The organism is Arthrobacter sp. 05T423, from assembly GCF_056396245.1.
In genome coordinates this window covers 18,796-43,722 of sequence record NZ_JBFTLC010000008.1, presented here as the reverse complement: position 1 = coordinate 43,722, position 24,927 = coordinate 18,796, and the positions used below count along the sequence as shown (strand labels likewise).

Annotated in this window: 29 protein-coding genes; 16 read left to right on the top strand and 13 right to left on the bottom strand. The window is 66.5% G+C overall.

The window, feature by feature from the left end:
- Positions 1-14: 14 nt before the first annotated feature.
- Both AC1DFE_RS08675 and AC1DFE_RS08670 read right to left on the bottom strand, forming a co-directional pair.
- A complete protein-coding gene (locus AC1DFE_RS08675) occupies positions 15-803 on the bottom strand; it encodes a sulfite exporter TauE/SafE family protein (RefSeq protein WP_476905491.1) in 789 nt (262 codons plus the stop codon).
- A gap of 18 nt (positions 804-821) precedes the next feature.
- Positions 822-1,607 carry an ABC transporter ATP-binding protein gene (locus tag AC1DFE_RS08670; protein ID WP_476905490.1) on the bottom strand — a complete coding sequence of 262 codons (786 nt, stop codon included), beginning with the start codon at positions 1,605-1,607 and terminating at the stop codon, positions 822-824.
- A 91-nt stretch (positions 1,608-1,698) separates the two neighbouring features.
- Here AC1DFE_RS08670 and AC1DFE_RS08665 point away from each other — a divergent pair, with 91 nt between their 5' ends.
- Positions 1,699-2,061 carry an ArsR/SmtB family transcription factor gene (locus AC1DFE_RS08665; protein WP_476905489.1) on the top strand — a complete coding sequence of 121 codons (363 nt, stop codon included), beginning with the start codon at positions 1,699-1,701 and terminating at the stop codon, positions 2,059-2,061.
- Positions 2,058-3,143, top strand: a complete 1,086-nt coding sequence (locus tag AC1DFE_RS08660; RefSeq protein ID WP_476905488.1) for a cation diffusion facilitator family transporter — start codon at positions 2,058-2,060, stop codon at positions 3,141-3,143. The genes AC1DFE_RS08665 and AC1DFE_RS08660 overlap by 4 nt, the downstream gene beginning before the upstream one ends.
- On the opposite strand, the gene AC1DFE_RS08655 is transcribed toward AC1DFE_RS08660, so the two are convergent.
- Positions 3,135-3,266: a CGNR zinc finger domain-containing protein gene (locus tag AC1DFE_RS08655; protein WP_476905580.1), complete on the bottom strand. Its 132-nt coding sequence runs from the start codon at positions 3,264-3,266 to the stop codon at positions 3,135-3,137. The genes AC1DFE_RS08660 and AC1DFE_RS08655 overlap by 9 nt on opposite strands.
- 435 nt (positions 3,267-3,701) lie before the next feature.
- On the opposite strand from AC1DFE_RS08655, the gene AC1DFE_RS08650 reads away from it, so the two are divergent.
- A complete protein-coding gene (locus AC1DFE_RS08650; protein ID WP_476905487.1) occupies positions 3,702-4,028 on the top strand; it encodes an MFS transporter in 327 nt (108 codons plus the stop codon).
- On the opposite strand, the gene AC1DFE_RS08645 is transcribed toward AC1DFE_RS08650, so the two are convergent.
- Positions 4,005-4,802 (bottom strand): phosphatase PAP2 family protein, encoded by a 798-nt coding sequence (locus AC1DFE_RS08645; protein ID WP_476905486.1) that lies wholly within the window; start codon positions 4,800-4,802, stop codon positions 4,005-4,007. The genes AC1DFE_RS08650 and AC1DFE_RS08645 overlap by 24 nt on opposite strands.
- A gap of 150 nt (positions 4,803-4,952) precedes the next feature.
- Between AC1DFE_RS08645 and serB the strand changes: the two genes are divergently transcribed.
- Positions 4,953-5,858, top strand: a complete 906-nt coding sequence (serB, locus tag AC1DFE_RS08640; protein ID WP_476905485.1) for a phosphoserine phosphatase SerB — start codon at positions 4,953-4,955, stop codon at positions 5,856-5,858.
- 65 nt (positions 5,859-5,923) lie between these two features.
- Here serB and AC1DFE_RS08635 read toward each other — a convergent pair whose 3' ends face one another.
- The 3 genes from AC1DFE_RS08635 to fabG all read right to left on the bottom strand — a co-directional run bounded on the left by AC1DFE_RS08635 (position 5,924) and on the right by fabG (position 8,603).
- On the bottom strand, positions 5,924-6,784 hold the full coding sequence (locus tag AC1DFE_RS08635; protein ID WP_476905484.1) for a VOC family protein: 861 nt from the start codon (positions 6,782-6,784) through the stop codon (positions 5,924-5,926).
- 180 nt (positions 6,785-6,964) lie between these two features.
- On the bottom strand, positions 6,965-7,717 hold the full coding sequence (locus tag AC1DFE_RS08630) for an SDR family oxidoreductase (RefSeq protein ID WP_476905483.1): 753 nt from the start codon (positions 7,715-7,717) through the stop codon (positions 6,965-6,967).
- A 160-nt stretch (positions 7,718-7,877) separates the two neighbouring features.
- Complete coding sequence (gene fabG / locus AC1DFE_RS08625) at positions 7,878-8,603, bottom strand: 3-oxoacyl-ACP reductase FabG (RefSeq protein WP_476905482.1); 726 nt, start codon at positions 8,601-8,603, stop codon at positions 7,878-7,880.
- A gap of 118 nt (positions 8,604-8,721) precedes the next feature.
- Between fabG and AC1DFE_RS08620 the strand changes: the two genes are divergently transcribed.
- The 4 genes from AC1DFE_RS08620 to AC1DFE_RS08605 are packed head-to-tail and all read left to right on the top strand — an operon-like array spanning position 8,722 to position 10,809.
- Positions 8,722-9,192, top strand: a complete 471-nt coding sequence (locus tag AC1DFE_RS08620) for a DUF3099 domain-containing protein (RefSeq protein WP_476905481.1) — start codon at positions 8,722-8,724, stop codon at positions 9,190-9,192.
- A complete protein-coding gene (locus AC1DFE_RS08615) occupies positions 9,189-9,449 on the top strand; it encodes a hypothetical protein (RefSeq protein WP_476905480.1) in 261 nt (86 codons plus the stop codon). The genes AC1DFE_RS08620 and AC1DFE_RS08615 overlap by 4 nt, the downstream gene beginning before the upstream one ends.
- A complete protein-coding gene (locus AC1DFE_RS08610) occupies positions 9,450-10,325 on the top strand; it encodes an SURF1 family cytochrome oxidase biogenesis protein (RefSeq protein ID WP_476905479.1) in 876 nt (291 codons plus the stop codon).
- Positions 10,309-10,809 (top strand): YbaK/EbsC family protein, encoded by a 501-nt coding sequence (locus tag AC1DFE_RS08605; RefSeq protein ID WP_476905478.1) that lies wholly within the window; start codon positions 10,309-10,311, stop codon positions 10,807-10,809. Before AC1DFE_RS08610 ends, AC1DFE_RS08605 begins: the two co-directional genes overlap by 17 nt.
- A gap of 42 nt (positions 10,810-10,851) precedes the next feature.
- Here the strand turns inward: AC1DFE_RS08605 and AC1DFE_RS08600 are convergent, their stop codons facing one another.
- The 4 genes from AC1DFE_RS08600 to AC1DFE_RS08585 form a co-directional block, all read right to left on the bottom strand.
- Positions 10,852-11,430, bottom strand: coding sequence for a dihydrofolate reductase family protein (locus AC1DFE_RS08600; protein ID WP_476905477.1), 579 nt, complete (start codon positions 11,428-11,430; stop codon positions 10,852-10,854).
- Between the two features lie 58 nt (positions 11,431-11,488).
- Positions 11,489-12,571, bottom strand: coding sequence for a DUF1648 domain-containing protein (locus AC1DFE_RS08595; protein WP_476905476.1), 1,083 nt, complete (start codon positions 12,569-12,571; stop codon positions 11,489-11,491).
- Positions 12,568-12,960: a GntR family transcriptional regulator gene (locus AC1DFE_RS08590; RefSeq protein WP_476905579.1), complete on the bottom strand. Its 393-nt coding sequence runs from the start codon at positions 12,958-12,960 to the stop codon at positions 12,568-12,570. The genes AC1DFE_RS08595 and AC1DFE_RS08590 overlap by 4 nt, the downstream gene beginning before the upstream one ends.
- 232 nt (positions 12,961-13,192) lie before the next feature.
- The gene (locus tag AC1DFE_RS08585) at positions 13,193-14,749 is read right to left on the bottom strand and encodes an MDR family MFS transporter (RefSeq protein ID WP_476905475.1); all 1,557 of its coding nucleotides are present in this window, start codon (positions 14,747-14,749) and stop codon (positions 13,193-13,195) included.
- 123 nt (positions 14,750-14,872) lie between these two features.
- Here AC1DFE_RS08585 and AC1DFE_RS08580 point away from each other — a divergent pair, with 123 nt between their 5' ends.
- From AC1DFE_RS08580 to AC1DFE_RS08565, 4 genes are all read left to right on the top strand, one after another.
- A complete protein-coding gene (locus AC1DFE_RS08580; protein WP_476905474.1) occupies positions 14,873-15,463 on the top strand; it encodes a TetR/AcrR family transcriptional regulator in 591 nt (196 codons plus the stop codon).
- Positions 15,464-15,534: 71 nt separating this feature from the next.
- Positions 15,535-16,233 (top strand): ABC transporter ATP-binding protein, encoded by a 699-nt coding sequence (locus AC1DFE_RS08575; protein WP_476905473.1) that lies wholly within the window; start codon positions 15,535-15,537, stop codon positions 16,231-16,233.
- On the top strand, positions 16,230-17,516 hold the full coding sequence (locus AC1DFE_RS08570; RefSeq protein ID WP_476905472.1) for an ABC transporter permease: 1,287 nt from the start codon (positions 16,230-16,232) through the stop codon (positions 17,514-17,516). The genes AC1DFE_RS08575 and AC1DFE_RS08570 overlap by 4 nt, the downstream gene beginning before the upstream one ends.
- Before the next feature lie 98 nt (positions 17,517-17,614).
- Positions 17,615-18,157: a hypothetical protein gene (locus AC1DFE_RS08565; protein ID WP_476905471.1), complete on the top strand. Its 543-nt coding sequence runs from the start codon at positions 17,615-17,617 to the stop codon at positions 18,155-18,157.
- 72 nt (positions 18,158-18,229) lie between these two features.
- Here AC1DFE_RS08565 and AC1DFE_RS08560 read toward each other — a convergent pair whose 3' ends face one another.
- Positions 18,230-19,828 (bottom strand): ABC-F family ATP-binding cassette domain-containing protein, encoded by a 1,599-nt coding sequence (locus tag AC1DFE_RS08560; protein ID WP_476905470.1) that lies wholly within the window; start codon positions 19,826-19,828, stop codon positions 18,230-18,232.
- Positions 19,829-20,119: 291 nt separating this feature from the next.
- Between AC1DFE_RS08560 and AC1DFE_RS08555 the strand changes: the two genes are divergently transcribed.
- From AC1DFE_RS08555 to AC1DFE_RS08545, 3 genes are read left to right on the top strand one after another with little or no spacing between them, the layout of a single operon-like run.
- On the top strand, positions 20,120-20,809 hold the full coding sequence (locus tag AC1DFE_RS08555; RefSeq protein ID WP_476905469.1) for a biotin transporter BioY: 690 nt from the start codon (positions 20,120-20,122) through the stop codon (positions 20,807-20,809).
- Positions 20,806-21,531: an energy-coupling factor ABC transporter ATP-binding protein gene (locus tag AC1DFE_RS08550; protein ID WP_476905468.1), complete on the top strand. Its 726-nt coding sequence runs from the start codon at positions 20,806-20,808 to the stop codon at positions 21,529-21,531. The genes AC1DFE_RS08555 and AC1DFE_RS08550 overlap by 4 nt, the downstream gene beginning before the upstream one ends.
- Positions 21,528-22,151: an energy-coupling factor transporter transmembrane component T family protein gene (locus AC1DFE_RS08545; protein ID WP_476905467.1), complete on the top strand. Its 624-nt coding sequence runs from the start codon at positions 21,528-21,530 to the stop codon at positions 22,149-22,151. Before AC1DFE_RS08550 ends, AC1DFE_RS08545 begins: the two co-directional genes overlap by 4 nt.
- A gap of 25 nt (positions 22,152-22,176) precedes the next feature.
- On the opposite strand, the gene AC1DFE_RS08540 is transcribed toward AC1DFE_RS08545, so the two are convergent.
- On the bottom strand, positions 22,177-23,208 hold the full coding sequence (locus AC1DFE_RS08540; protein ID WP_476905578.1) for a LacI family DNA-binding transcriptional regulator: 1,032 nt from the start codon (positions 23,206-23,208) through the stop codon (positions 22,177-22,179).
- Between the two features lie 480 nt (positions 23,209-23,688).
- Here AC1DFE_RS08540 and AC1DFE_RS08535 point away from each other — a divergent pair, with 480 nt between their 5' ends.
- Positions 23,689-24,912 (top strand): sugar ABC transporter substrate-binding protein, encoded by a 1,224-nt coding sequence (locus tag AC1DFE_RS08535; protein WP_476905466.1) that lies wholly within the window; start codon positions 23,689-23,691, stop codon positions 24,910-24,912.
- The last annotated feature ends 15 nt before the right edge of the window (positions 24,913-24,927 follow it).

Sequence of the window (24,927 nt, the reverse complement as noted above, 5' to 3'; positions counted from 1 at the left end):
GGCAGTCATTTCAGTCATCCCTTGAGCAGGTTTGCGACCAGGAAGCCAAGCGCCACCAGGCCGAGGGCAAAGATGACGCCACGCAGTATGGGCGGTGACAGCCTGCGGCCCACCCTGGCGCCGGCGAGGCCGCCCATGAGGGAACTGACGGCGATGATGGCCACCACTGTCCAGTTGATCCGGTCGAAGGCAAACAGCAGGTAGGAGGCGGCCGCGATCAGGTTCACGCCCAGCACCAGGACGTTCTTCATGGCGTTGGCGTTCTGGATAGTGCCCGTCATGAACACGCCGAGGATGCCCACCAGCAGGATTCCCTGTGCCGCCACGAAGTAGCCGCCGTACACTCCGGCCAGGAACACGAGCACCACCAGCAGGATGCCGTGGTGCTTGTCCTTCAGTGCATGCTCGGGGTTTTCTTCGCGGTTCCGCACCCAGCGCTGCAGCCGCGGCTGGAACACCACCATCAGGAGGGCCACGACAATAAGCACCGGCGCCGCGTAGTGGAAGACTTTCTCCGGCAGGTGGAGCAGGAGCCAGGCTCCGCTGATGCCGCCCAGCAGGGACGCCGGGAGCAGCCGCAGGAGCTGCCGGCCGCGGCCCTTCAGCTCGCGGCGGTAACCCCACGCGCCCGCGGCGCCGCCGGCGACGAGGCCCATGGCGTTGCTCATGGAGGCGGTCACCGGTGCGATGCCCAGGGCGATCAGCACCGGGAAGGTGACAAGGGTCCCGGACCCGACAACGCTGTTGATGGTGCCGGCCCAGAGGCCGGCGAAGAACACAAGGATGCCGCTGAAAAACTCCACGCTGTGCCGGCCGCTCTGCTAGCGGCGGGCGGTTGCCGTGTAACGGCCGGCGTTTACCGAGACGTCCAGGGGCAGGCCGAAGGTCTCGCTCAGGTTGCCCGAAGTGAGGACTTCTGCCACCGGCCCGGCGGCCACCACTTCACCCTCGCGCATGAGCATGGCGTGGGTGAAGCCCGGCGGGACTTCCTCAAGGTGGTGGGTGACCAGCACGATCGCTGGCGCGTCCTCGTCCATGGCCAGCTGGCTGAGGCGGTGCACGAGGTCCTCGCGGCCGCCAAGGTCCAGGCCGGCGGCGGGCTCGTCGAGCAGCAGCAGTTCGGGATCGGTCATGAGCGCCCGGGCGATCTGCACGCGCTTGCGTTCACCCTCGGAGAGCGTGGAGAACTTGCGGTTCAGCAGCGGGCCCATGCCCCAATCGTTCAGGAGGGCGAACGCGCGGCGTTCGTCGTCCTTCTCGTAGCCCTCGCGCCACCGGCCGGTCACACCGTAGGCGGCGGTGACGACGACGTTGAGCACCTTCTCGTATTCGGGGATCTGGTTGGCCAGGGCCGCCGAGGAGAGGCCGATCCGTGGACGCAGTTCGAAGACGTCCACCTTTCCCAAGCTTTCATCCAGGATGCCGGCGATGCCGCTGGTGGGATGGAGCCTCGCGGCGGCAATCTGCAGCAGAGTGGTCTTGCCGGCGCCGTTGGGGCCGAGGATGACCCACCGCTCGCCTTCCCTGACCTGCCAGTCCACCTTGCTCAGGAGCGTTTTGGCTCCGCGCACAACGCTGACGGCGGCCATTTCAAGAACATCACTCATAGAAGTAGACACTAGGACAAAACACGGTGCGACTGATAACCGGTAAAGCCAGTCCTCATCGGTCCATGCTCGTTTATGGCATTATATGCGTATGAACGCGGATAAGCAGGTTTGCAGACTCGACGTCGACAGCCAGTATGTGGAGTTGGCTGTTGAGATCTTCGCCATGCTGGCTGACGCCACCAGGGTGCGGATCATCCTGGCTCTGCGCGAGGGTGAGATGGCCGTCGGCGCTTTGGCCGAGGTGTTCGGGAAGTCACCGGCAGCCGTGTCCCAGCATCTGGCCAAGATGCGGCTGGCGCGCATGGTGTCCACGCGCCAGGACGGGACCAGGGTCCTGTACCGGCTCGAAAACGAGCACGCACGCCAGCTCGTCGCCGATGCGATCTTCCAGGCCGAACATGCCCTCGGTGGGCAGCCGGCCCACCACCGCATAAAGGGAGCGGCATTGTGAGCGACCTGACGCAGACCACCGGCGTGCCCGCCGGCGGTGATGCCGCTGACCACGGAAGGTCACAGCACGGACACCACCACGACCATGACCACGACCATGATCACGGAAACGACCACGCCCACGGCCACGCACATGTGCATCACAGGGGCCTGAAGGGCAGGCTTTTCGAGCTGTTCGTCCCGCACACGCATGATGCGGCCGACTCGGTCGATGACGCATTTGAGGCGAGCACGCAGGGCATCCGTGCCCTGAAGATCAGCCTGTTCATGCTGCTCGGGACAACCGTCCTGCAGTTCCTGGTTGTTCTGGTGAGCGGTTCGGTCGCCTTGCTGGCCGACACCATTCACAATTTCTCCGACGCCCTGACCGCCATTCCCCTGTGGGTGGCGTTCATCCTGGGGCGTCGCGCCGCCACCCGCCGGTACACCTATGGCTTCGGCAGGGCCGAGGATTTGGCGGGGCTGTTCATCGTCGCCGTCGTCGCCCTCTCTGCAGTACTGGCAGCGTGGCAGTCGGTTGACCGGCTGATCCACCCGCAGGCGCTCCAGAACCTGGGCTGGGTCATGGGGGCGGGACTGGTCGGATTCGCCGGAAACGAGGCGGTAGCGATCTACCGCATCAGGATCGGGCGCCGGATCGGCTCGGCTGCGCTGGTGGCCGACGGCGTTCACGCGCGGATGGATGGTTTCACGTCCCTGGCCGTGGTGCTCGGCGCCGGAGGCGTCATGCTCGGATTTCCCCTGGCGGACCCGCTGGTTGGCCTGCTTATCTCCGCGGCCATCATCATCCTGCTGTGGGGAACGGTGCGCAGCATTGGGCGCCGTCTGATGGACGGGATCGAGCCGGAACTCGTGGACCGCGCCCGCAGCACCATTGAGGGCACGCCTGGCGTTATCGAGGTGACACGTGTGCAGCTGCGTTGGGTCGGGCACCGCCTTCAAGGTGCGGCCACTATCGCCGTCGACGGTGACGCCACTCTGGTCGTGGCAGAACAGACCCTGCACGAGGCCGGGCACCGGCTCCGCCATGCCCTGCCGAAACTCGACGACATGGTTCTTACACCGGTGCCTGCGTCAGCTTGAGCGCGCCCGGCTGCGGTAGCGCCGGACTGCGTCGGCATTGCCACAGCGGGTTGAGCAATAGGTGCGGTTTCCGCCGTGGCTGGTGTCGGCGCCTGGGCTCCATCCTGGCCGTAGACCTGTCAGGCCACGAAGCGTGGGCCGGCTCTGTCAACACCGCCCTCACCCTGGGCACCGCAGCCACGGCGATTCCGCTCTCCCGGCTGGCTCTGCGGCAAGGACGCCGCGTCGCCCTCACCACCGGCCTGGCCGCCGCGATCGCCGGCACCTTCCTCATGGTCACCGCCGTGACTACCGAACTGTTTGTGCTCCTGCTCGGCGGGGCATTCCTGGTGGGCCTGGCTTCGGCGGTGAACCTGCAGGCCCGCTTCGCGGCCACCGTGATGTCCATGACGCCGCTGCACATGCAGCATCACGCCGGACACGCGGCCGGGAATTCGGACACCATCGCGCTGATCGGCCTGACCATCTCCCTGCATATCGCGGGGATGTATCCGCTTTCACCACTGATGGGCGCCCTCACCGACCGCCTTGGGCCGCGAACCATGGCGCTGGCCGGCTTTGCTGACTTTGATCGCGGCAGTGGCGCTGACGGGATTGGCATCGCAGAGCATGGGGTCGGTCACCGTCGGCCTGATCCTGCTCGGGTTGGACTGGTCGGCAACAACCGTCGCCGGTTCCACCTTGCTCGTCGCCTCCCTGACCCCTGCCGAGCGCATTCCGGTCCAGGGATTCTCCGACGCCACCATGTCCCTGGCTGGCGCAGTGGGCAGCGCGGCGGCTGGGCCCATCATGGGCCTCACCGGCTATTCCGGCATCAGCGCCTTGGCGGCGGCAGTCGTTGCAGCCGCTGCCTTGGCGTTGTTACGCCTGCGTGTCCGGCGCTGACGCGCCGGCAGCCGCCACGCTGTCCGGCGTCCGCCCGGCTCCCGTATGGGGGCGCATTCCGGAGCGAGCCCGGGGGCGCAGCCTAGAGGAACCGTGCCGGGCTGCATCCACGAACACGGCGACGGCTGCCACCGCGAGGGCAACGCCACACGAAGCCACGACGTCGGTTAGCCAGTGGTACCCGAGGTACAGCCGGCTCAAGCCGACCAGAGCGGTGAGCGCAAACGCGCCGGAGAACCCAAGCACCGCCGTCGTGCGTGTTCCCGTTCGTGACAATAAGAGGTAGGCGAGCACAACGGTGAAGACGCCGATGCCCACCGTGTGCCCGGACGGGAAGGAGAGCGCATCGTCGGGGCCGAGGAGGAAATCCGTGGACGGCGGGCGGGACCGTCCCACGGCGTGCTTGATGAGCGTGGTCGCCACCACAGCAAGGACCATGGCGCCCATGAGCACGGCCGGGCGCCAGAGTTCGCGCTTCCATACTGCCCATGCCAGCGCAAACACTGCGCCAATGACGCTCAGCCACTCCGGCGATGTGACAATGGTCAGGCATGCCAGAAGCGCAGTGGCGGCAGGACTGCGCGAATCCACCATCAGGCTGTGCACCGGGCCGTCCATCGCGGCCAACCCCGACCCTGACTGGATCGCAGCGAACATCAGCCAGAAAACCGCGTCACCCACCAACAGGAGAGCCCCTGCCCAGCAGAAAAGTGCCTGCTGCGTCAGTCGCAGGGCAGGCGCAGGACGGGCGCGGGCAAGCAAGGCAAAGATCATCGGACCATTCTGCCGGACCGGCCTCCGGGTTGGCCGAACGTTTGCTGGGAGCCGGCTGGGTACTGCTGTTGTGCGATGGATTGCTGTTGTGCAATGGACTCAGTGCGACGGATTCGGGGGTGCGGCGCCGCGCTGGATAAGATTGCAGCCATGACTTCGAACGTGACTGCGGTCAGCTACGGCCTGAAACTGTCCTCCTCGGAACCGGAAAGCCTCCGGTCCCTGCTGGCCCGCTCCGGCGCCACCTTTGGGGCAGCCTCCAGCGCAGGCAACGGACGCTTCGATGTCTGCACCGTGGATTTTTCTGTGCCGTCGGGCTCCGCTGCGGACATCGCCGGCCTGCGGCACGTAATTGCCGCAGCGAAGGAGAACGCGGAGCGGACCGGCGTGGACACCGCCATCGTCCCTGCGGAACTGCGGAACGCGGAGCGCAAGCTGCTCATCATGGACGTCGACTCCACCCTGATCCAGCAGGAGGTCATCGAGCTCCTCGCCGCCTACGCCGGAAAGCGTGACGAAGTCACGGCCGTAACGGAAGCCGCCATGCGCGGTGAACTCGACTTCGCCCAAAGCCTGCACGCCCGCGTGACCGTCCTCGCCGGGCTGCCGGCCTCGGTCGTCGACTTGGTGTGCGCGGAAGTGAAGCTGAGCGAGGGTGCCGCCGAGCTGGTGGCAGCGTTCAAGGCCGCCGGCCACGCTGTTGCCGTGGTCTCCGGCGGCTTCAACCAGATCCTGCGTCCCATCGCCGAGGACCTTGGCATGGACTACTGGATCGCCAACGAGCTGGAGATCGTGGACGGCACCCTGACCGGCAAGGTCCTCGGAGACGTGATCGACCGTGCAGCCAAGGAAAAGTACCTCCGCGAATGGTCGGCCACCGAGGGCATCGCGCTGGAGCACACCATCGCGGTGGGCGACGGCGCCAACGATCTTGACATGCTCGGCGCCGCGGGCATCGGGGTGGCTTTCAACGCCAAGCCCGCAGTCCGCGCCGTGGCTGACGCCGTCATCAACATGCCGTACCTGGACGCAGTGCGGCACATCGCCGGGGTCTGAACAGGCGAAAACAGCGAACCCGCCGGGAACTGGAAGCCCGAGGGGGACGCGATCCCCGGCCGGACCTAAAAGCCCGACGGCGGCGTGAACTGGCTTGCCGTGAAGACCGCCCCGCCGGGGTCCCGGATCAGGGCCGTCCGTGTCCACTCGGTGTTGTCCTGTCCCAGCACGTGCCCGCCCAGTCGCTCCGCCTCCTGGACCGCCTGGTCCCGGTCCGCGACGGTGAACGTGACATGCCAGTGCGGCCGCTCGCCCGGGGCGGCAGGGGCAAGCCAGCCCACGGCGTCCCCGAAGCCGGCCGGGACGGCGTCCCCGGATTGCCGGGCCCTGATATCGGGGTCGACGGTCGCTTCCAGATGGTCGCCGTACCCGGGACGGCGGATCATGGTGGCGAAGTCGAGGCGGTTGAACTGCCAGCCGAAGGCCCGGGTGTAGAAATCGGCGGCGGCTTCCGTGTCAACCGCGTGGAGGTCGCTGAAGTTCCAGCCGCCCGGAACATTGACCGCCTGGGCGCCTGGCCTCACCACCGGCTGCCAGATGCGGAACTCCGCCCCTTCGGGATCGGCCAGCGCGGCCCGCACGCCTCCCACGCCGGCATCGGCAGGCGCTGATTTCAGGGCTGCGCCGGCCGACAGCAGGTGACGCACAGAGGCCTCTGCATCTTCGACCGCGATGTACGTGTTCCAGGCGGGCACGCCGTGCGGCCCGGTGCCCAAGCCGGTAATGGCGCCCGTCTCCTGGCCGCCCAGCCGGGCGATCACGTAACTGCCGGTGTCCCCGGGAGGCGCCGCACCGGCGTCGAACTCCCAGCCGAGCAAGCCGCCATAGAACTCCATGGCAGCCTCCACATCGGGCTGCTGGCTGTCCACCCAGCACGGCACACCGGCCGGATAGGTCCGCTTCGTTGCTGCTGCATCCTCTGCCATGGCTACGACCCTAGGCGCCCGAGCCAGCCCGCACAACGCCTGCGCGGGCTGACTCGGGCGCCGGGGCAGCAAGGGTTTCCGGTATGACGAAGGCCCGGCGCTGATGCACCGGGCCCTCGTCTAGGGGAATCGTGTCAGGAATCCGTGTCAACATCCCACGGAAGGCAAGTGCCGGAGTGACTAGCCGGCGTTCTTGCCGAAGTAGTCAGCGCCGCCGGCATATTCCGTGTGGCCGGACTCGACGTCGGCGGTGGCCATGCTCGCAACCACTGCGGCGAACTCCTCCACGGAGTACAGCTTGCCGGCCTCGGCGCGGCGGGCCTCGATGGCGCCGGGGTTTGAACGGTCCAGGAGCGTGGCGGTCACGGTGCCCTCTATCATGTCGCCGGAAACGACCACCAGGGAGATGCCCTTGTCCGCCAGGTTCGGCAGCAGCTCGCGCAGGGCGTCCTCGCCGGCGCGCTTGCTGCGGGCCACCGGCTCGTACTCGGGCATGGTGGCGACCGAGTTGATGAAGTGGGCCTGATGGCTGGTCACGAACACCACGCGGGATCCCTCCTTCATGAGGGGCGCGGCGGCGTTGAGCATGTTGACCTGGGCGTCGCGGTTGAGCTTGAGGGCGTAGTCCTCCTCCACGCCCGACTCCATGCCGCCCGAGGCGTTGAGGACCAGGACGTCCAGCGAACCGAAGTTCTCCATGGCGGCGCTGGCCAGCGCCTGTACGCCTTCGCGGGTGGTGAGGTCCGCGCCCACGGCGACGGCGCGGCCGCCGGCGGCCTCGATCCCGGCCACCACCTTATTGGCGCGCGGCGCCTTCTGGCGGTAGTTAACGACGACGGCGGCACCCTCGCCGGCGAGGATCTTGGCAACTTCGGCGCCGATGCCGCGCGAAGAACCGGTGACGATGGCTGTCTTGTTGTCCAGCTGTCCCATGTGGGCTCCCTTGTCTAAAGCTTGGAATTTGTGCAAAACGTCTAATTGCTGATGGCCTGCAGTCCATCATGCCAGCGGACACACTTGTTTCCTTTGTCGGAACGCGACAAAGAACGCGCCGGCACGCCGTGGGTGGAAATTACCCAGATGCTCCGGGTTCCTAGTGCCCCATGCCCAGGCCGCCGTCGACCGGAATCACGGCGCCGGAAATGTAGGCGGCCTCGTCGCTGGAGATCCAGCGCACCACGTTGGCCACCTCGGAGGCATCGGCGAAACGCCCGGCGGGGATGCTGGACAGGTACCCCTTCTGGGTTGCTTCCGGCAGTTCGGCGGTCATGTCCGTGTTGATGAACCCGGGAGCCACCACGTTGGCCGTGATTCCGCGGGAACCGAGTTCACGGGTCAGGGAGCGGGCGATACCCACGAGCCCGGCCTTGGAGGCTGAGTAGTTGATCTGCCCCGGCGCGCCGTACAGCCCCGAGACGGAGGAGATGAGCACCACGCGGCCCCGGCGCATCCGGATCATGCCCTTCGACGCGCGCTTGATGACACGGAAGGCCCCGGACAGGTTGGTGTCGATGACGGATGTGAAGTCGTCCTCGCTCATGCGCAGCAGCAGCGTGTCCTTGGTGATGCCGGCGTTGGCCACAAGTACCTCGACGGGGCCGTGGGCGGCCTCCACCTCGGCGAACGCCGCGTCAACGGAGGCTTCGTCGGTCACGTCCGCCTTGACCCCAAGAACACCCTCCGGCAGCTTCGATTGGCTGCGGTACGTTACGGCCACCTTGTCCCCGTTAGCCAGGAATGCCTCTGCTATGGCCAGGCCGATGCCGCGATTTCCGCCGGTGATGAGGACGCTGCGGGCCGTGGTTGCTGCTTCAGACATGTGTGCTCCGGATTTCCGCGGAGCCTGGCTCCGCTGTGGTGGCTGGATTTTTAACTGCTTCCGATCTTATCGTCGGATTGGGAGCCACCTTCGGATGGTGAGAGAATTGGGGTAGCCATTGGAGCGTGATGAGACAGTCGTGATACCCGAACCCCAGCCCGGACAGCAGACCCCCGGGGAGCCTGACTCCACCGCCGGCCATCCGGAAGTAATCAGCATCACGGACGCCGCCGCAGCGCATTCCGAAGATATGCGGGAGCGCATGATCAAGTACGCCCTCGCCATGGGTATCCGCATGGTATGCCTGATCCTGATCTTCGTGGTGGACGGCTGGCTCAAGCTGGTTGCGGTGGCGGGCGCGGTTTTCCTGCCGTGGGTCGCCGTGGTGATCGCCAACGGTTCGGACAAGGCGGAGATCCACAGCGATGCGCTGCTCGATTACACGCCTTACGCTGAACTGGGAGCGGCCAGCGAATCCGGGAACGCGGAAAGCGCCGACTCAGCCGATGAACCGACGGTGCTCCAAGGCGAACTCATTGCTGATGACGAAGAAGAAGACGACGACGGCCGGGGACAGAAAGCTTCATGAACATTTTTAACCTGGGTGCCGGCAGCGGCGATCCTGCGGGGCCGGCGGCCGCGGCCACCTGCTCCCGCAAAGCCTGCCGGGCCGACGCGTCCTGGCAGTTGCTTTGGAACAATCCCAAGATCCACACGGCTGACCGCCGCAAGGTGTGGCTGGCGTGCGGTGAGCACAAGGCATGGCTGGAGGACTACCTGCAGACGCGCGGGCTCTGGAAGGAAACCGTGCCGCTCGAGGCCGCCGAGACGGGCGGGAACAGCTGAATGTACAGGTTCCTGTTTTCCAGCAAGTGGCTGGGCTACCTCCTGCTGGCCGCGATCTTCGCCACCGGCTGCGTGTTCCTTGGCCGCTGGCAGATGGACCGCCGGGCCGAGACGCTGGCGGAAATCCAGCGGGTCACGTCCAACTATTCGGCCACCCCCATTACGTTTGCTCAGGCCCGCAGTGAGTTCAACCAGTTGGACCCGGCCAGGGAATGGACCCAGGTCAGGCTGCAGGGCAGTTACGACGTCGACGGGTTGCGGATCGTGCGCAACCGGCCCCTGAACGGCCAGCCCGGGTACGAGGTGGTGGTGCCGTTCAAGCTTGTGTCGGGCGAGACCGTGGTGATTGACCGCGGCTGGTTGCCGATCGGCAACAAGACCCCCGGCCGGCCGGACTCCATTCCGGCGCCGCCGGCCGGGCACATCACTGCCGTGGTGCGGCTCAAACCCGGGGAACCGACGCTGCAGCGCGGCGCGCCGGAGGGCCAGCTGGCCTCCATTGACTTGCCCACCTACTCCGCCGAGCTCGGTTACCCGATCCTGACCGGCGCCTACGGGCAGCTCGCCTCCGAGACGCCGCCGGTGGCGGACATGCCCCAGCCGTTCCCCATGCCCTCGGTGGACGAGGGGACGCACCTGTCCTACTCGCTGCAGTGGTTCGCCTTTGGTGTCCTCATGTTCGTCGGCTTTGGTTACGCGGCCCGGCAGCAGGCGCGCAACGCCGCCATGGACGCCGAAGACGCAGAGGCGGCCGGCGACGCCGGGCCTGCCCACACCGCCGCGGCAGCCCGCCGTCGTCCGCCGGTGACCCGGAAGCGTAAGCGGGCGACGGCGGAAGAAGAGGAAGACGCGATCCTGGATGCCCAGGGCTACTGACGACACGAGCAGGGACATGCTTGCCGATCCGGTGGCCAACGTGCGCCGCGCCCTGACTGCAGCGGGTGCCCGCGACACGGTCACCGTTCTTCGCGGCGCCGTTCCGACGGCGGCCGCGGCGGCTGACGCGCTCGGCTGCGACGTTGCGGCGATCACCAACAGCCTGGTGTTCGAAGTGGACGGCGCTCCCTTGCTGATCCTCGCCAGCGGTGCCGCGAAAGTGGACGTCCGGCTGGTCGCGTCCCAGCTGGGCACCGGCCGGATCCGCCGCGCGGCGCCGGACTTCGTCCTGCACCACACAGGCCAGGAAGTGGGCGGGGTTGCCCCGGTGGGGCATCCGGCAAAGATCCGCACCCTGCTGGACGCCTCGCTCGAAGAACACGCAACGCTCTGGGCGGGGGCCGGCGACCACCACTCGATGTTTTCCATCAGCTACGGGGAGCTGCAGCGCATCACGGAAGCCCACGCACTTCGGGTGCGCTGAGTGCCGGGGCCGTTCAGTCCTTGAGTGGTCCTCGCCCGTGAGTCAGACGTGCCGGGTTGGCCGGTAGATAAGCTCTTGGGTGCGGCAGTCGAGCGTGCGGCTCTCGATCAGCTCCAGATCGAAGTCGGCAACACCCTGGAAGATCGGCTCCGCTCCGGTCTGGCCGGTGATCACAGGGAACACCGTCACCTGGATGCGGTCCACCAGACCGGCGGCCATGAGTGCCCGGTTCATCGACAGGCTGCCGTGTGAGCGCAGCGGCACTGCTGACTCCTCCTTGAGCCGGGCGACGACGTCGATGGCGTCGCCGCTCACGACGGTAGCGTCCGGCCAGTCGAGCGGTCCTTGCAGCGTGCTCGACACCACCGTTGCCGGCAGGTTCCTCATCCGCGTAACCCATGGGTCGCGGACGTCGGACTCCTCGGTGTTCGCGGCCAGCATCTGCGCGAACGCCCGGTACGTGTTGGCCCCGAAGACCATCCGCTGCTCCGCGCCATACAAGGCGAAGCGGTGCTCGAGCAGTTCTGGGCCCTGCTTGCCCCAGTAGCCGCCCCAGTTGCCTCTGTTGGAGCCGAAGCCATCGAGGCTGGAAAAGACGTCGAAGGTGTAGATGGCGGTCATGGTGCTCTCCTCGAGTGCGGATGATCGGGTTGGGGATAGCTGTCACGGCGGCAAGACCTTAGCTACCGGCGCGGAGGATTACCACCATGCTGATCAGCGCCACGACGCCGGCCAGAAGCATCGCAGCCCTGGGATTGCCAAAGTTCAGCGCCCATCCAAGACCAAACCGGCGCGGAACCATCAGCGCGTGGTCTTCGCGGTTGACGTAGAACAGGCCGCCCCGCCAGTACTTGTCGTCGTCGCGGTGGGTCAGGCCGGTATCCCGCTCGCCCCCGAAAGGCTCGCGGTTGTGCCTGGCCAACACGACGACGGCCACCACAACCGCGGACAGAGTCGGGATCACGATCACCAGCGGCGCCCACGGCGTGACTGTCCCGGTCCACATCAGCAGTGACGATCCCAGCATTCCCAAGTCGATCATCGCCACCAGTCCGAGCAGTGACTTGGCGCCCAGTGCGATGTACCGGCGGTGCCAGCGCGCGGAACCGACCGGGTGCGCCGGATCGATGTCCGGCCGGCCCCGGAAGATGGCCGCGGCGATACCTGCCATCAGCGCGGTCACGCCCATCTGCACGAACACCAGGGAAAAGGCGGTGCCCACTGACTTGGCCGCCACCCTGTCGGGGACGCCGTTCGTTCCGTAATGCAGTACAAGCAGTGCGGGCATTGCGGGGTAACTGACCACGCCGATCACCGCTGTGGTGAGAGTGACGATCAGCGCCGGAGCCAGCCAGGACCACGGAAAGCGCGGCGGATCGGTCCGCAGTCCGGTGTCCACCGCGATGCCCTGATGCAGTCCCTCGTACCAGCTCCCGTTGGCCTTGGCGGCCCGGATCTCGTGGTTGGCCAGGAAGAAGCAGCCGTACCAGACGCCGAGGAGCACCAGGACCGGCAACGGCAGCAGCAACGCCTCTTCGGTCACGGCATAGCTGACGATCCCGACCCCTGCGGCGAGGATCCCGCTGACGACTATCCGCCGTCGGTAGATGCGGGTCTGCCTGACCACCGTTGGGTCGCTGGCACGCTGGGCCGGTACCCGGACTCCGAACGGCACGGTCGGACTGGTGATCGAGGGAAGGACCAGGGCGAGTATGAGCACCAGTGCTAATAACGCGGAGCTCACGATGATGGCCACGGTCATGTCTTGTCCTCTGGTTGTGCAGCACCAAATGAATCAAGCAGGGACCGGCAGGTTTCGAGAACCTCGCTGGCCGGCAGCCCCCTGGCGACGGCCTCGGCCAGCAGGGTGCGTGCCCTCGCGGTCCACTCCGCGCGGAACGGCGAGTCCGCAACAGCGGAGGTCACCACCGCGCCGGTCTTGCGGTTCAGCCGGATCAGGCCCTGCTGACGCAGGAGGTCGTAGGCCTTGTTCACGGTGTGAAAGTTGATCCCGGAGTCCGCGGCGAGCGTCCTGGTGGCTGGCAAGGGGCTGCCCTCGGTCAGCACGCCGTCCGCGATCGCCTCCGTGATGCGGTCGCGAAGCTGCTGGTAGATCGGCACATCGCTGGCCAGGTCGACGTTGAGGAGCATTAAATTCACCCCGCTTTTCTCTATTTGTTATAGAACAAACAGCGACCCGCCGCAAGACTGTCGCCGCGACTAGCCTCTCCCTCTCCCCTATTTCGAGCTGGGGCTGGCACTGCAACTGCGGACGGGGCACCACAGCACGCTCATCGGAGAGGTGCGCGCCCTGCTGACCGCCGGGCCCGCGGTGGGCCCGGCGAGCGGAACGCGCCCTCCGGCGGCCCCGCGATGGCTCGGGTTAGAAGGCGAGTTCTTCTGCTGTTGCTTCTGCGGCCTGGACGGGGGTGGTGGTGTGGCCGCGCAGCGGGACGTGGCGGATGAACAGTGCCAGCACGAAGCCGGCCGCGGCGATCACGGAGGCCCAGAGGAAGACGCCCTGGATGCCATCGGTCACGGCCTGCTTGAAGAGGTCCTGGACCGCCTGTGGCAGTGAGTGTAGGGCTGCAGGGGTGATCTGTCCGCTTTGGTGCAGGCTTTCGTTGCCGCCTGCTCCTCCGCCCATGGCGTCCGCAAGACGGCTGGCGTAGATCGATCCGAGGACCGAGATCCCGAGGGAACCGCCCATGTTCCGCGCAAAGGTGCTGGTGCCCGTCGCGGCGCCGATGTCCTTGATGTGCACGCTGTTCTGGGCGATGAGGTTGGTGGTCTGCATCATGCAGCCCATGCCGGCCCCGAGGATTGCCATGTAGATCCCCGACTGCCATGCCGGGGTGTCCAGACCCATCGTGGAGAAGAGAAACAGGCCTGCGGCCATGAGGGCGGACCCGGCGATCGGGAGGGTCTTGTAGTGTCCGGTGCGGGTGACCAGTAGGCCGCCGGTCAACGAGACGATCATCGCGGCGATCATCATGGGCATCAGTAGAAGCCCGCTGCTAGTCGCGGACTGGCCCTGGACGTACTGCTGGAACTGGGGCAGGAAGGTGATCCCGCCGAACATGGCGAAACCGACGATGAAGCCCAGCGCGTTGGCCAGGGAGAAGTTGCTGCTGGCGAACAGGCGCAGCGGAATGACGGGCTCGGCGGTACGGCTTTCGATGACTAGGAAGAGGACCAGTCCGACGGCGGCCGTGGCGCCAAGGCCAATGATTTCCGGGGAGTTCCAGTCATACTGGCTGCCGCCCCAGCTGAGCATCAGCACGAGCGAGGTGATCCAGACCGTGAGGACGGCGGAGCCCCACCAGTCGATCCGCACCTTCGAGGTCCGCGGCTGACGCGGAAGCTTGAGCGTGAACCAGCACACGACCAGTGAGAGGACGCCGAGCGGAAGATTTACGTAGAAGGCCCAGCGCCAGGTGGCGTGGTCTGTGATGAAGCCGCCCAGCAACGGCCCGCCGATCATGGCCAGTGGCATGACGGCCATCATGATCCCCTGGTACTTGCCGCGTTCCCGGGGCGGGACCATGAGCCCGATCGCGGCCATGATGCCCACCATCAGCCCGCCGGCGCCCAGGCCCTGGAAGGCTCTGAAGCCGATGAGTTCCACCATGTCCTGGCTCATCCCGCACAGGGCAGACCCGGCAAGGAACACCACGATCGACGCCATGAACGTGCGGCGGTGCCCGAAAATGTCGCCGAGCTTTCCCCAAATCGGGGTCGCTACCGTCGAGGCGAGGACATACCCGGTGGTGACCCAGGCAAGGTGGTCCATGCCGCCCAGCTCACCTACGATCGTGGGCAGCGCCGGGGCGACGATCATGTTGTCCAGTTGCGCGAGCAGCATGGCTATGATCAGCCCGCTCATCGCGGTGACGATCTGGCGCGGTGAGAGCCGGGCAGGCTCCTGGTCAGCTTTCATTGCGGGTCCTTTGGAAGTTGGTTTGCGGGTCACTTACCGCTCGGTTAGCATGGTACTTACCGGCCGGTTAGTTAGCAAGTGGCCCGGGCCGCAGATGGCCGGGCTGAGAGGGAGCGCGCGCAGATGACACTCACGGACAGTGGTGCTGTACCGCCCGCGGGGGGCACCCGGGAGAACATCCAGGCGGTCGCCCTGCGCCTGTTTTCCGACCAGGGCTATGAGTCGACGTCGATGCGGCAGATCGCCGAGGAACTGGGCTTCACGAAGGCGGCGCTGTACTACCACTTCAAGAGCAAGGAAGACATTGTCCGGGCCCTGATGGAGGCCATGCGCGGGCAGGTCACGGATCTGCTGGCCTGGGCACGGACCCAGGAACCGGGTCCGGAGGTACGCCGGACCGTGATCACCCGGTGGACCGCGATCATGCAGGACCAGGGCCTGCGCATGTTCCGCTTCCTCGGCTCCAACCACCGATTGATCAGGGACATCAAATCAGAACCGGGCCAGCATGAAGGAATGGCCGCCGCAGTCGGCGAACTGTTCGCCATCCTCACTCCCCCCGGAGCAAGCGTGGAGGACCAGCTGCGCGTCCGGTTCGCCCTGCTCAGCATCAACATGCTCGGCATCGCTGCCCGTGACCTCGACGCCGACGAGAAGGACATCCTGGCGGCGGCCGCACGGATCTCCACCGGCCTGCTGCCGCCCGGATTCTGAGAGTCCGCCTTACCTGCCCTGCCTGTCCCTTGTTCTGTTCCCCCCTTTTTCGATCCGTGATGGGAATCTTTATGACTGTGCCGATCTTGTCCGCCCGCGACCTGAGGAAAACCTACGGCCGGGGACCTGACCGTTTCGATGCCCTCAAGGGCGTTTCCCTGGAGATTGAGCGCGGGGATTCAGTGGCCATAGTGGGCAAAAGCGGGTCCGGGAAATCTACCCTGATGCACCTGCTCGCGCTGCTGGACACCCCGGGGGAAGGTGCCGTCTGCGTTGATGGCGTGGACGCAAGGAACCTGGGCGGGCGCAAACTCAACACCCTTCGGAACGGGATGTTCGGTTTCGTGTTCCAGCAGTTCTTCCTCAACCACTCCTCCAGCGTTCTGGAGAACGTTGTTCTGCCGCTGAAGATCGCCGGCGTCGGCGCCCGGGAACGCCGCGCACGTGGCATGGTTGTACTGGAACAGCTTGAGCTGGCCGACAAGGCCCGCAACAAGGCCGGGAACCTCTCCGGCGGCCAGAAGCAGCGCGTGGTGATTGCCCGGGCACTGGCGAACAACCCGGAGGTCCTTTTCGCCGATGAACCCACGGGCAACCTCGATACCGCCACCGGACGGGTCGTTGAGGACATCCTGTTCGACCTGAACCAGAACCACGGCATCACCCTGATCACGGTCACTCACGACCATGACCTGGCGGCCCGGTTCAACCGGCGCATCTTCATCCGTGACGGCCAACTGATCAGCACCGACGAGGAGCACGCGGCATGAAACCGCTCGAGACACTGAAAACAGCGATTACCAACAGCTTCCGCAGCAAGCTGCGCACCACGCTGACCATCCTGGCAATCTTCGTCGGGGCCTTCACCCTGACCATCACCAATGGCCTTGGCACCGGCATCTCCGAGTACATCGACGCCCAGGTCGCGGCCGTCGGACCCGGCAACGCCTTCACCATCACCAAGACCGGCACCAACGCCAGCCCCGGTTCCGGCCCACAGAAATACGACCCCGAGGTCAAGGTGCTGGCCGCCGGCGGCCGGCCCGGGTCCACCCAGCTGGCGCTGAACCCGGCGGACCTGGACAAGGTGGCCGCGGTTCCCGGGATCACCGGGGTCTCCCCCGTGACCCGGCTCAGCCCCTCGTACATCCAATGGAACACCAACGGGAAGTACCAGCTCTCCGTCAGCCCGCTGGCCGGCGCGCACCCTCAGCTCGACGCCGGTACCGGCCTGGACGACGCCGCCAAGCAGGCCCAGATCATCCTCCCTGCCAGCTACATCGTCCCATTGGGGTTCAGCGACAACGCCCAGGCCGTCGCCCAGGAGATCAGCATCGGGATCCAGGACGCGGCCGGCACCATGCACACCGTCACCGCACGCATCAGCGGGGTGGAACAAAGCGCCCTCCTCGGCGGTGGCGGCGCGTTTGCCAACAAGGCGCTCTCCGCCGCTCTCGCCGACGCCCAGGAAGTCGGGGCGCCCGCCGCGGCAAAGGACGTTTGGACGGCGGCTACGGCAACCTTCGACACGACCGCACCGGACCGGGTCAGCGACATGAAGTCCCGGCTGGCCGATGCCGGCTACACCGCCCAGACGCTTGAGGACCGGATCGGCACCGTCAAGACAGTCATCAGCGGGATCATCGGCGTCCTGAACGCGTTCGCGGTCATCGCACTGGTCGCCGCGGGCTTCGGCATCGTGAACACCCTGCTGATGTCCGTCCAGGAACGCACCCGGGAAATCGGTCTCATGAAAGCCATGGGCATGGGCAGCGGTTCCGTTTTCGCCCTCTTCAGCACCGAGGCGGCATTCATCGGGCTGCTGGGCAGCCTGATCGGATCCGCCGCCGCCATTGGCCTGGGCACCGCGGTCAGCGGCGTCCTCGCCCGCGGCCCGCTCAGCGACCTGGCAGGACTTCAGATCCTCAGCTTCGCCCCCGGGCCCGTCGCCGGAGTCATCCTCCTTGTCATGGCCATCGCCTTCATCGCCGGAACCCTGCCGGCCTGGCGGGCTGCCCGGCAGAACCCGATCGACTCACTCCGCTACGAATAGCCGCCGGCCGGCAGCCGCCCCCGGCCGGAAGCGCCCTGCCTGCGCGAGGTCCGTCCGATCCCTTCCGCCGTCCCTGAGCGTGTCCCATGATTGCCGGTATGAGGAGAATCATCGGCTGGGCCGCTGCAGTTGTTGTCGTCACTCTGATTTTCGGCAGCATGTACGTCGTGTTCCAGCAATCCGGCCGCAGGACCGCCAACGTGGCTCCCGCGGCGGCTGCCGCTGCCCAGCTGCAGTTGCTCGGCTCCGTGCCTGCCCCGGCGGTCCCGCGGGTTGAGCTGACCACTGACAGCGGGGTGTTCGTCATCGTGTACGGCTCCGACGACAAACCGGAGGCAGGTTCGGTCACCCTTCACGGGGCGCTTCCGGCCGTGCCGCCGGGTGTGCTGGATACTGCCAGGGCATCCGGGACCGACGTCGTGACGTGGCAGCCGGACCCAGGGCTGCGCATGGCGGTTGTTGCGCGGTCATCGGCCGGAAGGGTCGTCGTGGCAGGGCAGTCTCTCGCCCCCTTCGAGGCGACGGACAGGATCATCATGCTCTATCTGGCCCTCGCATGGCTTGGCAGTGTCATCGTCCTCGGTGCCGGGTTCGCAACATCCGAGATCCTGCGAAGTAGGCACCCGCGCGGTGGAAATTAACCCAGCGTGCTGAAGTCCGGGCAGTCGCTTGCCCAGGGTCTTCAACGCCGACGACCAGCCGCCACGGTGCTACTAGGCCAGGGTGATGAGGTCCAGGTAGTCCTCGTTCCAGAGGTCCTCAACGCCGTCGGGCAGCAGTACCACGCGCTCCGGGTTGAGGGCCTCAACGGCGCCTTCGTCGTGGCTGACCAGGACGACGGCGCCGGTGTAGTTGCGCAGTGCGCCCAGGATTTCCGCGCGGCTGGCGGGGTCGAGGTTGTTGGTGGGCTCGTCCAGCAGGAGAACGTTCGCGCTGGAGGCCACGATGGTGGCCAGCGCCAAACGGGTCTTCTCACCTCCGGAGAGCACGCCGGCGGGCTTGTCGACATCGTCGCCGGAGAACAGGAACGAGCCCAGGATACCGCGGACCTCCGCGTCCTTCATGTCCGGCGCGGAGGAGCGCATGTTTTCCAGGACGGTGCGGTCGACGTCCAGAGTCTCGTGTTCCTGGGCGTAGTAGCCGACCTTGAGGCCGTGCCCGGGAACGATGTCGCCGGTGTCCGGACGGTCAACCCCGGCGAGCATCCGCAGCAGGGTGGTCTTGCCGGCACCGTTGAGGCCGAGGATGACCACCTTGGAGCCGCGGTCGATGGCGAGGTCCACGTCGGTGAAGATTTCGAGCGAACCGTAGGACTTGCTCAGGCCCTCTGCTGTGAGCGGGGTCTTTCCACAAGGGGACGGATCCGGGAAACGGAGGGCGGCCACGCGGTCGTTTTCGCGCACTGCTTCCAGCCCGCTGAGGAGGCGCTCTGCGCGCTTGGCCATGTTTTGCGCAGCAACGGCTTTGGTGGCCTTGGCACGCATCTTGTTGGCCTGGTCGAACAGGACCTGGGCCTTCTTTTCGGCGTTGGCGCGTTCCCGCTTGCGGGCGCGTTCGTCTGTTTCGCGCTGAGTCAGATAGCGCTTCCAGTCCATGTTGTAGAAGTCGATCTGGGCCCGGTTGGCGTCCAGTAGGAACACCTTGTTAACGGTGGCTTCGAGCAGTTCGGTGTCGTGGCTGATCACGATCAGTCCGCCCTGGTGGTTCTTGAGGAAGTCACGCAGCCAGGCGATGGAATCGGCGTCCAGGTGGTTGGTGGGCTCATCGAGCAGCATGGTCTCGGCGTCCGAGTACAGGATGCGGGCGAGCTCCACGCGGCGCCGCTGGCCGCCGGACAAGGTCTTGAGGGGCTGGTTCAGCAGACGGTCCGGCAGGGCGAGGTTCGAGCAGATGGCTGCCGCCTCGGCTTCGGCAGCATAGCCGCCGGCGGCCAGGAACTCGGATTCGAGCCGGTCGTAGCGGTTCATCGCCTTGCGCTGGACGGCGGCGTCGTCGCTCGCCATCTCGTCGTGGGCCAGCTTCAGCTTTCCGACGACGACGTCCAGGCCCCGGGCGGACAGGATCCTGTCCCGTGCCAGCTGCTCCATGTCCGGCGTCCGGGGATCCTGGGGCAGGTAGCCGATTTCGCCGCTGCGGGTCACCTTGCCGGCGGCAGGAAGGCCCTCGCCCGCCAGCACGCGGGTCAGCGTGGTCTTGCCGGCACCGTTGCGGCCCACCAGGCCGATCTTGTCGCCTTTGTCGATCCGGAAGCTCACCTGGTCCATGAGCAGGCGGGCGCCGGCGCGGAGTTCAAGATCCTGAACGGTAATCACAGCAGGTAAGGCCTTTCACAACAGGGAATGCCGCAGCACGGCGGGGTGCATGCCGGCCGGCGAAAAAACGGAACACCGGGGATGCGAGCCGGAGAACGGCCCTTTCAAGTCTACCGGCCGGTGCAACCCGGCTGGAACACGGGTTCACCGCCTGCAGGACCGGAGTATTTGTGCCCAGGGCTAGGCGGCGGACCGTTCCCCTTGTAGGACAGCAACAAAATGCGCCCGTAGCCGGGCCAGTAACGTCGAGACCAGCTGATAATTGTTTGTACCGCCTCGACAGGACCTCCCATGACCCAGACCCATTCCGCCGGCACCCTCCAGCCGGCAAAGCGCAGCCGCTGGAACGCCACCGACCTAGGGCTCATTGCCGTCTTCGCCGCGCTGGTGGCCGGATCGGCCGTGGTGGCGGCCATCCCGGTTGGCGGCCTCGGCGTCCCCATCACGCTCCAGACTCTCGCCGTGATGCTGACCGGGCTTGCCCTCGGGCCGGGCCGGGCCTTCGCCGCCGTCGGGCTCTACACCCTTCTCGGCCTCGCCGGGCTGCCCATCTTCAGCGGCGGCCGCAGCGGCCTGGGCATCTTGGCCGGCCCGTCGGCCGGCTACATCATCGCCTTCCCCCTCGCCGCCGCAGCGGTGGGGTGGCTGGCCGCCGTCGTTATCCGCCGCACAGTGAAGTTCCGAGCCGCGCTGTTGTTTGTCTCCGCCATGGCCACCAGCATTGTGCTGGTCCACGGGCTCGGCATCGCGGGCATGATGGTCAACGCCAAGCTCGACTTCTCCAAGGCGTTCCTCGCCGACCTCCCGTTCTACCCGGGCGACATCATCAAGAACGTCCTCGCCGTCACCGTGGCCATCGCCCTGCACAAGGCCTTCCCCGACCTCCTCGTCCGCCGCGTCCGGCCGCTCCCCCGGAAAACCGCCACGCCGGAAGCCACCACACCGGAAGCCTTCACGCCGGAAGCCCCCACCCAGCAGTGAGCACCATTTCCCTCAGGAACGCAGGGGTCAGCGTGGCCGTTGATGGCTGCCCTGACCCCAAGGTCCTGCTGCAGGACATCTCGCTGGAGCTCACCGAGGAACGCATCGGCGTGATCGGGGCCAACGGTTCCGGCAAGTCGACCCTGCTCCGCCTGCTGAACGGCCTCGTGGCTCCCACCGAAGGGACCGTGACCGTGAATGGCGCCGACACGGTGCGGAACGTGCGCGCGGTGCGCCAGCAGGTGGGGTTTGTCTTCACCGATCCGCTCTCCCAGCTGGTCATGCCCACCGGGCGCGAGGACGTGGAGCTGTCTCTCCGGCGTTCGGTGCGGCACGGCAAGGAACGCCGCGAGCAGGCCACCGCCGCGCTGGCCCGTTTCGGACTCCTGCCGCTGGCTGACCAGAGCATCTATGAACTCTCCGGCGGTGAGCGGCAGCTCCTCGCCCTGGCATCCGTGCTGGCCGTGGAACCCGGGGTGCTCGTGCTGGACGAGCCCTCCACGCTCCTGGACCTCCGTAACCGCGAGCTGCTCCGCCGCACCCTGGCCGGCCTCAGCCAGCAGATCGTCATGTCCACCCATGACCTGGAACTCGCGCTGGGCATGGACCGGGTCCTGGTGGTCGAATCCGGACGGATAGCGTACGACGGCGGTGCTGCCGCCGCCGTCGAGCATTACCGCTCGCTCTCTGCCCGGAGCCTGCCGGACGGGGACTTCCGGTGAGGGGCCACGGCTTCCTGCTCGCTAACTACGTGCCCGGCGCGTCCCTGATCCACCGCATGCCGCTGTGGTTGAAATTCCTGCTGGTCCTGGCCTGCGGAATGGCCTCGTTCCTGATCGTCGACTGGCGGCTGGCTGCCGCGGCCCTCGCCGTTCTGTGCGTGCTGTTCCTGCTCAGCGGCGCCGGGCCTGTGCGCCTTTTCCGCGCGGTCCGCCCGCTGCTTCCCATTTTGCTGGTGATCGGCGCGTTCCAGTGGTGGCAACTGGGCGGGCCCGTTGCGGCGCGGATCGTCCTGAACATCCTGCTGTGCGTCGTGGCGGCCTCGCTGCTGACCGCCACCACGCCGCTGCACCGGCTACTCGACGGCGTGGTTTCGCTGGCCCGCCCGTTCCGACGCTTCGGCGCGGATCCCGAGCGCTTTGCCCTGACCATCGCCATCATGCTGCGGAGCATTCCCTTTATCGCCGGGGCGTTCGCTGACGTCCGGGATTCGGCGCGTGCCCGCGGACTTGAACGCAACCCGCGCGCACTCGTCCTGCCGGTGTTCATCACCACCGTTGCGTACGCCCGCCATACAGGCGAGGCACTGGCCGCCCGCGGGCTGGGCGAGCCGGAGGACTGAGCTGCGTGACGGTGCGGAACCCGGCTCACCCTTCCGCCGCCGTCGACGGCTTTCGCTGTGCCGGCCCCGTCGACTGACCTTCTTCGAAGCGGCAGATCACCACAGCCTGGCGCATCGGGCCGCCCCGTTCCTCGAGCTGGTCGACGAGCGTTTCCACGCCCATGCGCCCCAGCTCCGTGCTGGGCAGTGTGAGCACGGTCAGCCGCGGATCAGTCGTGGCGGCCACATCCGGGGTTGAGCCGATCAGGAGGACTGACATGTCGCCGGGCACGTCGACGCCGTGCTTGTTCAGGCCATTGATGAAGCCGAACGAGGCGTTGTCGTTCATGAGGATCACTGCCGTGGTTTCGGGGGCTGTTTCGAGGAGCCGTTCGGCGGCGCCCTGACCTGATATCGGCGATTCCTCGCACGAGATGTGGATGGATTCCAGCGCCCGGCGCTGCACTTCCTCGGCAAACGTCGCCCGGGTCCGCACCACGGGGCCGTAGCCACTCAAGGCATGCTCGGCCCCGCCGCTGTCAACGAAGCAGAACCGGCGGTGGCCCAGCCCCGCCAGGTAGGTAACGGCTTCGATCATGGAATTCTCAAAGTCAACGTCCACGTATGGCAGTTCCTCAGGATGCCGCGTGCGCCCAATCAGGGCGAACGGCAGGGTGGAACGCCGCAGCCGCTCCACCCGGGCATCGTCCAGCTGCACCTCCATGAGCAGGACACCGTCGATGAATCCGCTGGAGATAAGCTCGTCAACCTGTTCTGCGTCATTGCTGATGGGCCACAGCACGAGGTTATAGCCCAGGTCCTTCGCCGTCTGAGTCGCGCTGGTGAAGAACTTCACGGCGGTCTCGCTGAGCCGCCGCTGAAGCGCCGGGTACAGCAGGGCAATGATCCGGGTGCGCTTGCTGGCCAGCGCGCGCCCGAGGGCATTCCGGCGGTAGCCGAGCTGCAGCATGGCCTCCTCGACCCTTGCCCTGGTGGCCGGGGCAACCGGCTTGGAGTCGTTAATGACAAACGACACCGTGGCGATCGAGACGTCCGCCAGCCTCGCAACGTCTCTCATGGTGGGCACAGCACGCCTCTTTCAGCTCAGACTCGGGGAACCGGACAGGTCTCCAGTAAAGCGGTTAACTTTTTCCTTGACAACCCCTCGCCGTGCCGTGCAAAGTTGTTCCGACCTCCCCCGGCACATTGATCCTGTTTCGGGCTTTGGCTAAAGAGTTAACCGCTTAACTGCCCGGTTCCCCACCGGGCTCACCTTCGACAGGAGGACGATGACGTCCCACACTGCAGAACCCAGCTGCGGATAGGCCGTTATCGGCTACGTCTTCGCCATGGAGTCCTCCGCCGCCATCTGGGCCCAGTGGCAGAGCGTGCCGGCCGGCGCATAGCCGGCCGTCGTTCCTGACACCAGAACCAACCACGAAGACCCGCCAACCTAGTGGCCGCGGGCCGCCCGGACGATCCCTTGCGCCCGGCACCAGCCCAACACGGGATACCCATAACCAAACACCGGAAAATACAGCACGGCAAAGGAGCCCCCATGAAGAAAGCATCACTTACCTGCCTGATGGCCATGGCCGCCATCGCACCCCTTGCCCTCACCGCCTGTGGCGGGGGCAGCAGCCAGGCCGCCGCAAACCAGAAGGTCGACTCGCTCACCGTCCTGGACTATTACAACAACGAACCGGACAAGACCCACATCCAGGGCGCGCTGGACAAGTGCGCCGCGCAGCTGGGCGTGACGCTCAAGCGCGAGACCGTCCCCGGCAAGGACCTCATCCAGAAGGTCCTCCAGCGGTCGAGCTCCCGGACCCTGCCGGACGTGCTGATGCTGGACAACCCGGACGTGCAGGAGATCGCCGCGACCGGCGGACTGGCCCCGCTGAACGACTTCGGCGTGGACACCTCCGGCTTTGCGCAGGGCATGCTGGATGCCGCCACCTACGAGGGCAAGGTGTACGGCCTGGCCCCCACCGCCAACACGCTGGGCCTGTTCTACAACAAGGACATGCTCGCCGCTGCCGGCATCCAGCCGCCCAAGACCTGGGATGAGCTGAAGGCGGCGGCAGAAAAGCTGACCACCGGCGACCGCTTCGGACTGGCGTTCTCCGCAATCGCCACCTATGAAGGCAGCTGGCAGTTCCTTCCCTTCATGTGGACCAACGGCGGGGAGGAAACCGACCTGAAGGGCCCCAAGGTGGCGGAGGCGCTGAGCTTCCTGAACGGCCTGGTGTCCTCGGGCTCAGCATCCAAGAGCGTTGTGAACTGGAGCCAAGCCGATGTGCGGGACCAGTTCGCCGCAGGCAAGGCCGCCATGATGATCAACGGCCCGTGGCAGATCCCGTCGCTGGCGAAGACGCCGAACATCAAGTGGCAGGCTGTCCAGGTCCCGGTCAACGAACAGGGGCAGACCCCCGTTGCCCCGCTGGGCGGCGAGGTCTGGACCGTGCCGCAGACCGGCAATAAGGCCAAGCAGGCCAAGTCCGCGGAACTGGTGCAGTGCATCAGCAGCGACGAAAACCAGCTTGCCCTGGCCAAGGAGCGCTTCACGGTGCCCACCAAGACTGCGCTTGCCGGTGAGTACGTGAAGGCCGTTCCGGAGATGGCCGCGTTCACCGAGCAGGTGGGAAACGCCCGGTCCCGGACGGGCAAGCTCGGCAAGGAATGGCCCAAGACGGCGACGGTCATGTACACGGCGATCCAGCTGGCGCTTACCGGCCAGGCGTCCCCGCAGGAGGCCTTCACCAAGGCCGAAGGAAAGTAGGCCCGGGATGAGTCA

Bases quoted from the DNA above. Each gene is read 5' to 3' on its own strand.
- AC1DFE_RS08670 (WP_476905490.1), bottom strand. From the start codon at position 1,607: ATGAGTGATGTTCTTGAAATGGCCGCCGTCAGCGTTGTGCGCGGAGCC.
- AC1DFE_RS08665 (WP_476905489.1), top strand. From the start codon at position 1,699: ATGAACGCGGATAAGCAGGTTTGCAGACTCGACGTCGACAGCCAGTAT.
- AC1DFE_RS08645 (WP_476905486.1), bottom strand. From the start codon at position 4,802: ATGATCTTTGCCTTGCTTGCCCGCGCCCGTCCTGCGCCTGCCCTGCGA.
- serB (WP_476905485.1), top strand. From the start codon at position 4,953: ATGACTTCGAACGTGACTGCGGTCAGCTACGGCCTGAAACTGTCCTCC.
- AC1DFE_RS08635 (WP_476905484.1), bottom strand. From the start codon at position 6,784: ATGGCAGAGGATGCAGCAGCAACGAAGCGGACCTATCCGGCCGGTGTG.
- AC1DFE_RS08630 (WP_476905483.1), bottom strand. From the start codon at position 7,717: ATGGGACAGCTGGACAACAAGACAGCCATCGTCACCGGTTCTTCGCGC.
- fabG (WP_476905482.1), bottom strand. From the start codon at position 8,603: ATGTCTGAAGCAGCAACCACGGCCCGCAGCGTCCTCATCACCGGCGGA.
- AC1DFE_RS08615 (WP_476905480.1), top strand. From the start codon at position 9,189: ATGAACATTTTTAACCTGGGTGCCGGCAGCGGCGATCCTGCGGGGCCG.
- AC1DFE_RS08610 (WP_476905479.1), top strand. From the start codon at position 9,450: ATGTACAGGTTCCTGTTTTCCAGCAAGTGGCTGGGCTACCTCCTGCTG.
- AC1DFE_RS08605 (WP_476905478.1), top strand. From the start codon at position 10,309: ATGCCCAGGGCTACTGACGACACGAGCAGGGACATGCTTGCCGATCCG.
- AC1DFE_RS08600 (WP_476905477.1), bottom strand. From the start codon at position 11,430: ATGACCGCCATCTACACCTTCGACGTCTTTTCCAGCCTCGATGGCTTC.
- AC1DFE_RS08595 (WP_476905476.1), bottom strand. From the start codon at position 12,571: ATGACCGTGGCCATCATCGTGAGCTCCGCGTTATTAGCACTGGTGCTC.
- AC1DFE_RS08590 (WP_476905579.1), bottom strand. From the start codon at position 12,960: ATGCTCCTCAACGTCGACCTGGCCAGCGATGTGCCGATCTACCAGCAG.
- AC1DFE_RS08585 (WP_476905475.1), bottom strand. From the start codon at position 14,749: ATGAAAGCTGACCAGGAGCCTGCCCGGCTCTCACCGCGCCAGATCGTC.
- AC1DFE_RS08580 (WP_476905474.1), top strand. From the start codon at position 14,873: ATGACACTCACGGACAGTGGTGCTGTACCGCCCGCGGGGGGCACCCGG.
- AC1DFE_RS08575 (WP_476905473.1), top strand. From the start codon at position 15,535: ATGACTGTGCCGATCTTGTCCGCCCGCGACCTGAGGAAAACCTACGGC.
- AC1DFE_RS08570 (WP_476905472.1), top strand. From the start codon at position 16,230: ATGAAACCGCTCGAGACACTGAAAACAGCGATTACCAACAGCTTCCGC.
- AC1DFE_RS08565 (WP_476905471.1), top strand. From the start codon at position 17,615: ATGAGGAGAATCATCGGCTGGGCCGCTGCAGTTGTTGTCGTCACTCTG.
- AC1DFE_RS08555 (WP_476905469.1), top strand. From the start codon at position 20,120: ATGACCCAGACCCATTCCGCCGGCACCCTCCAGCCGGCAAAGCGCAGC.
- AC1DFE_RS08540 (WP_476905578.1), bottom strand. From the start codon at position 23,208: ATGAGAGACGTTGCGAGGCTGGCGGACGTCTCGATCGCCACGGTGTCG.
- AC1DFE_RS08535 (WP_476905466.1), top strand. From the start codon at position 23,689: ATGAAGAAAGCATCACTTACCTGCCTGATGGCCATGGCCGCCATCGCA.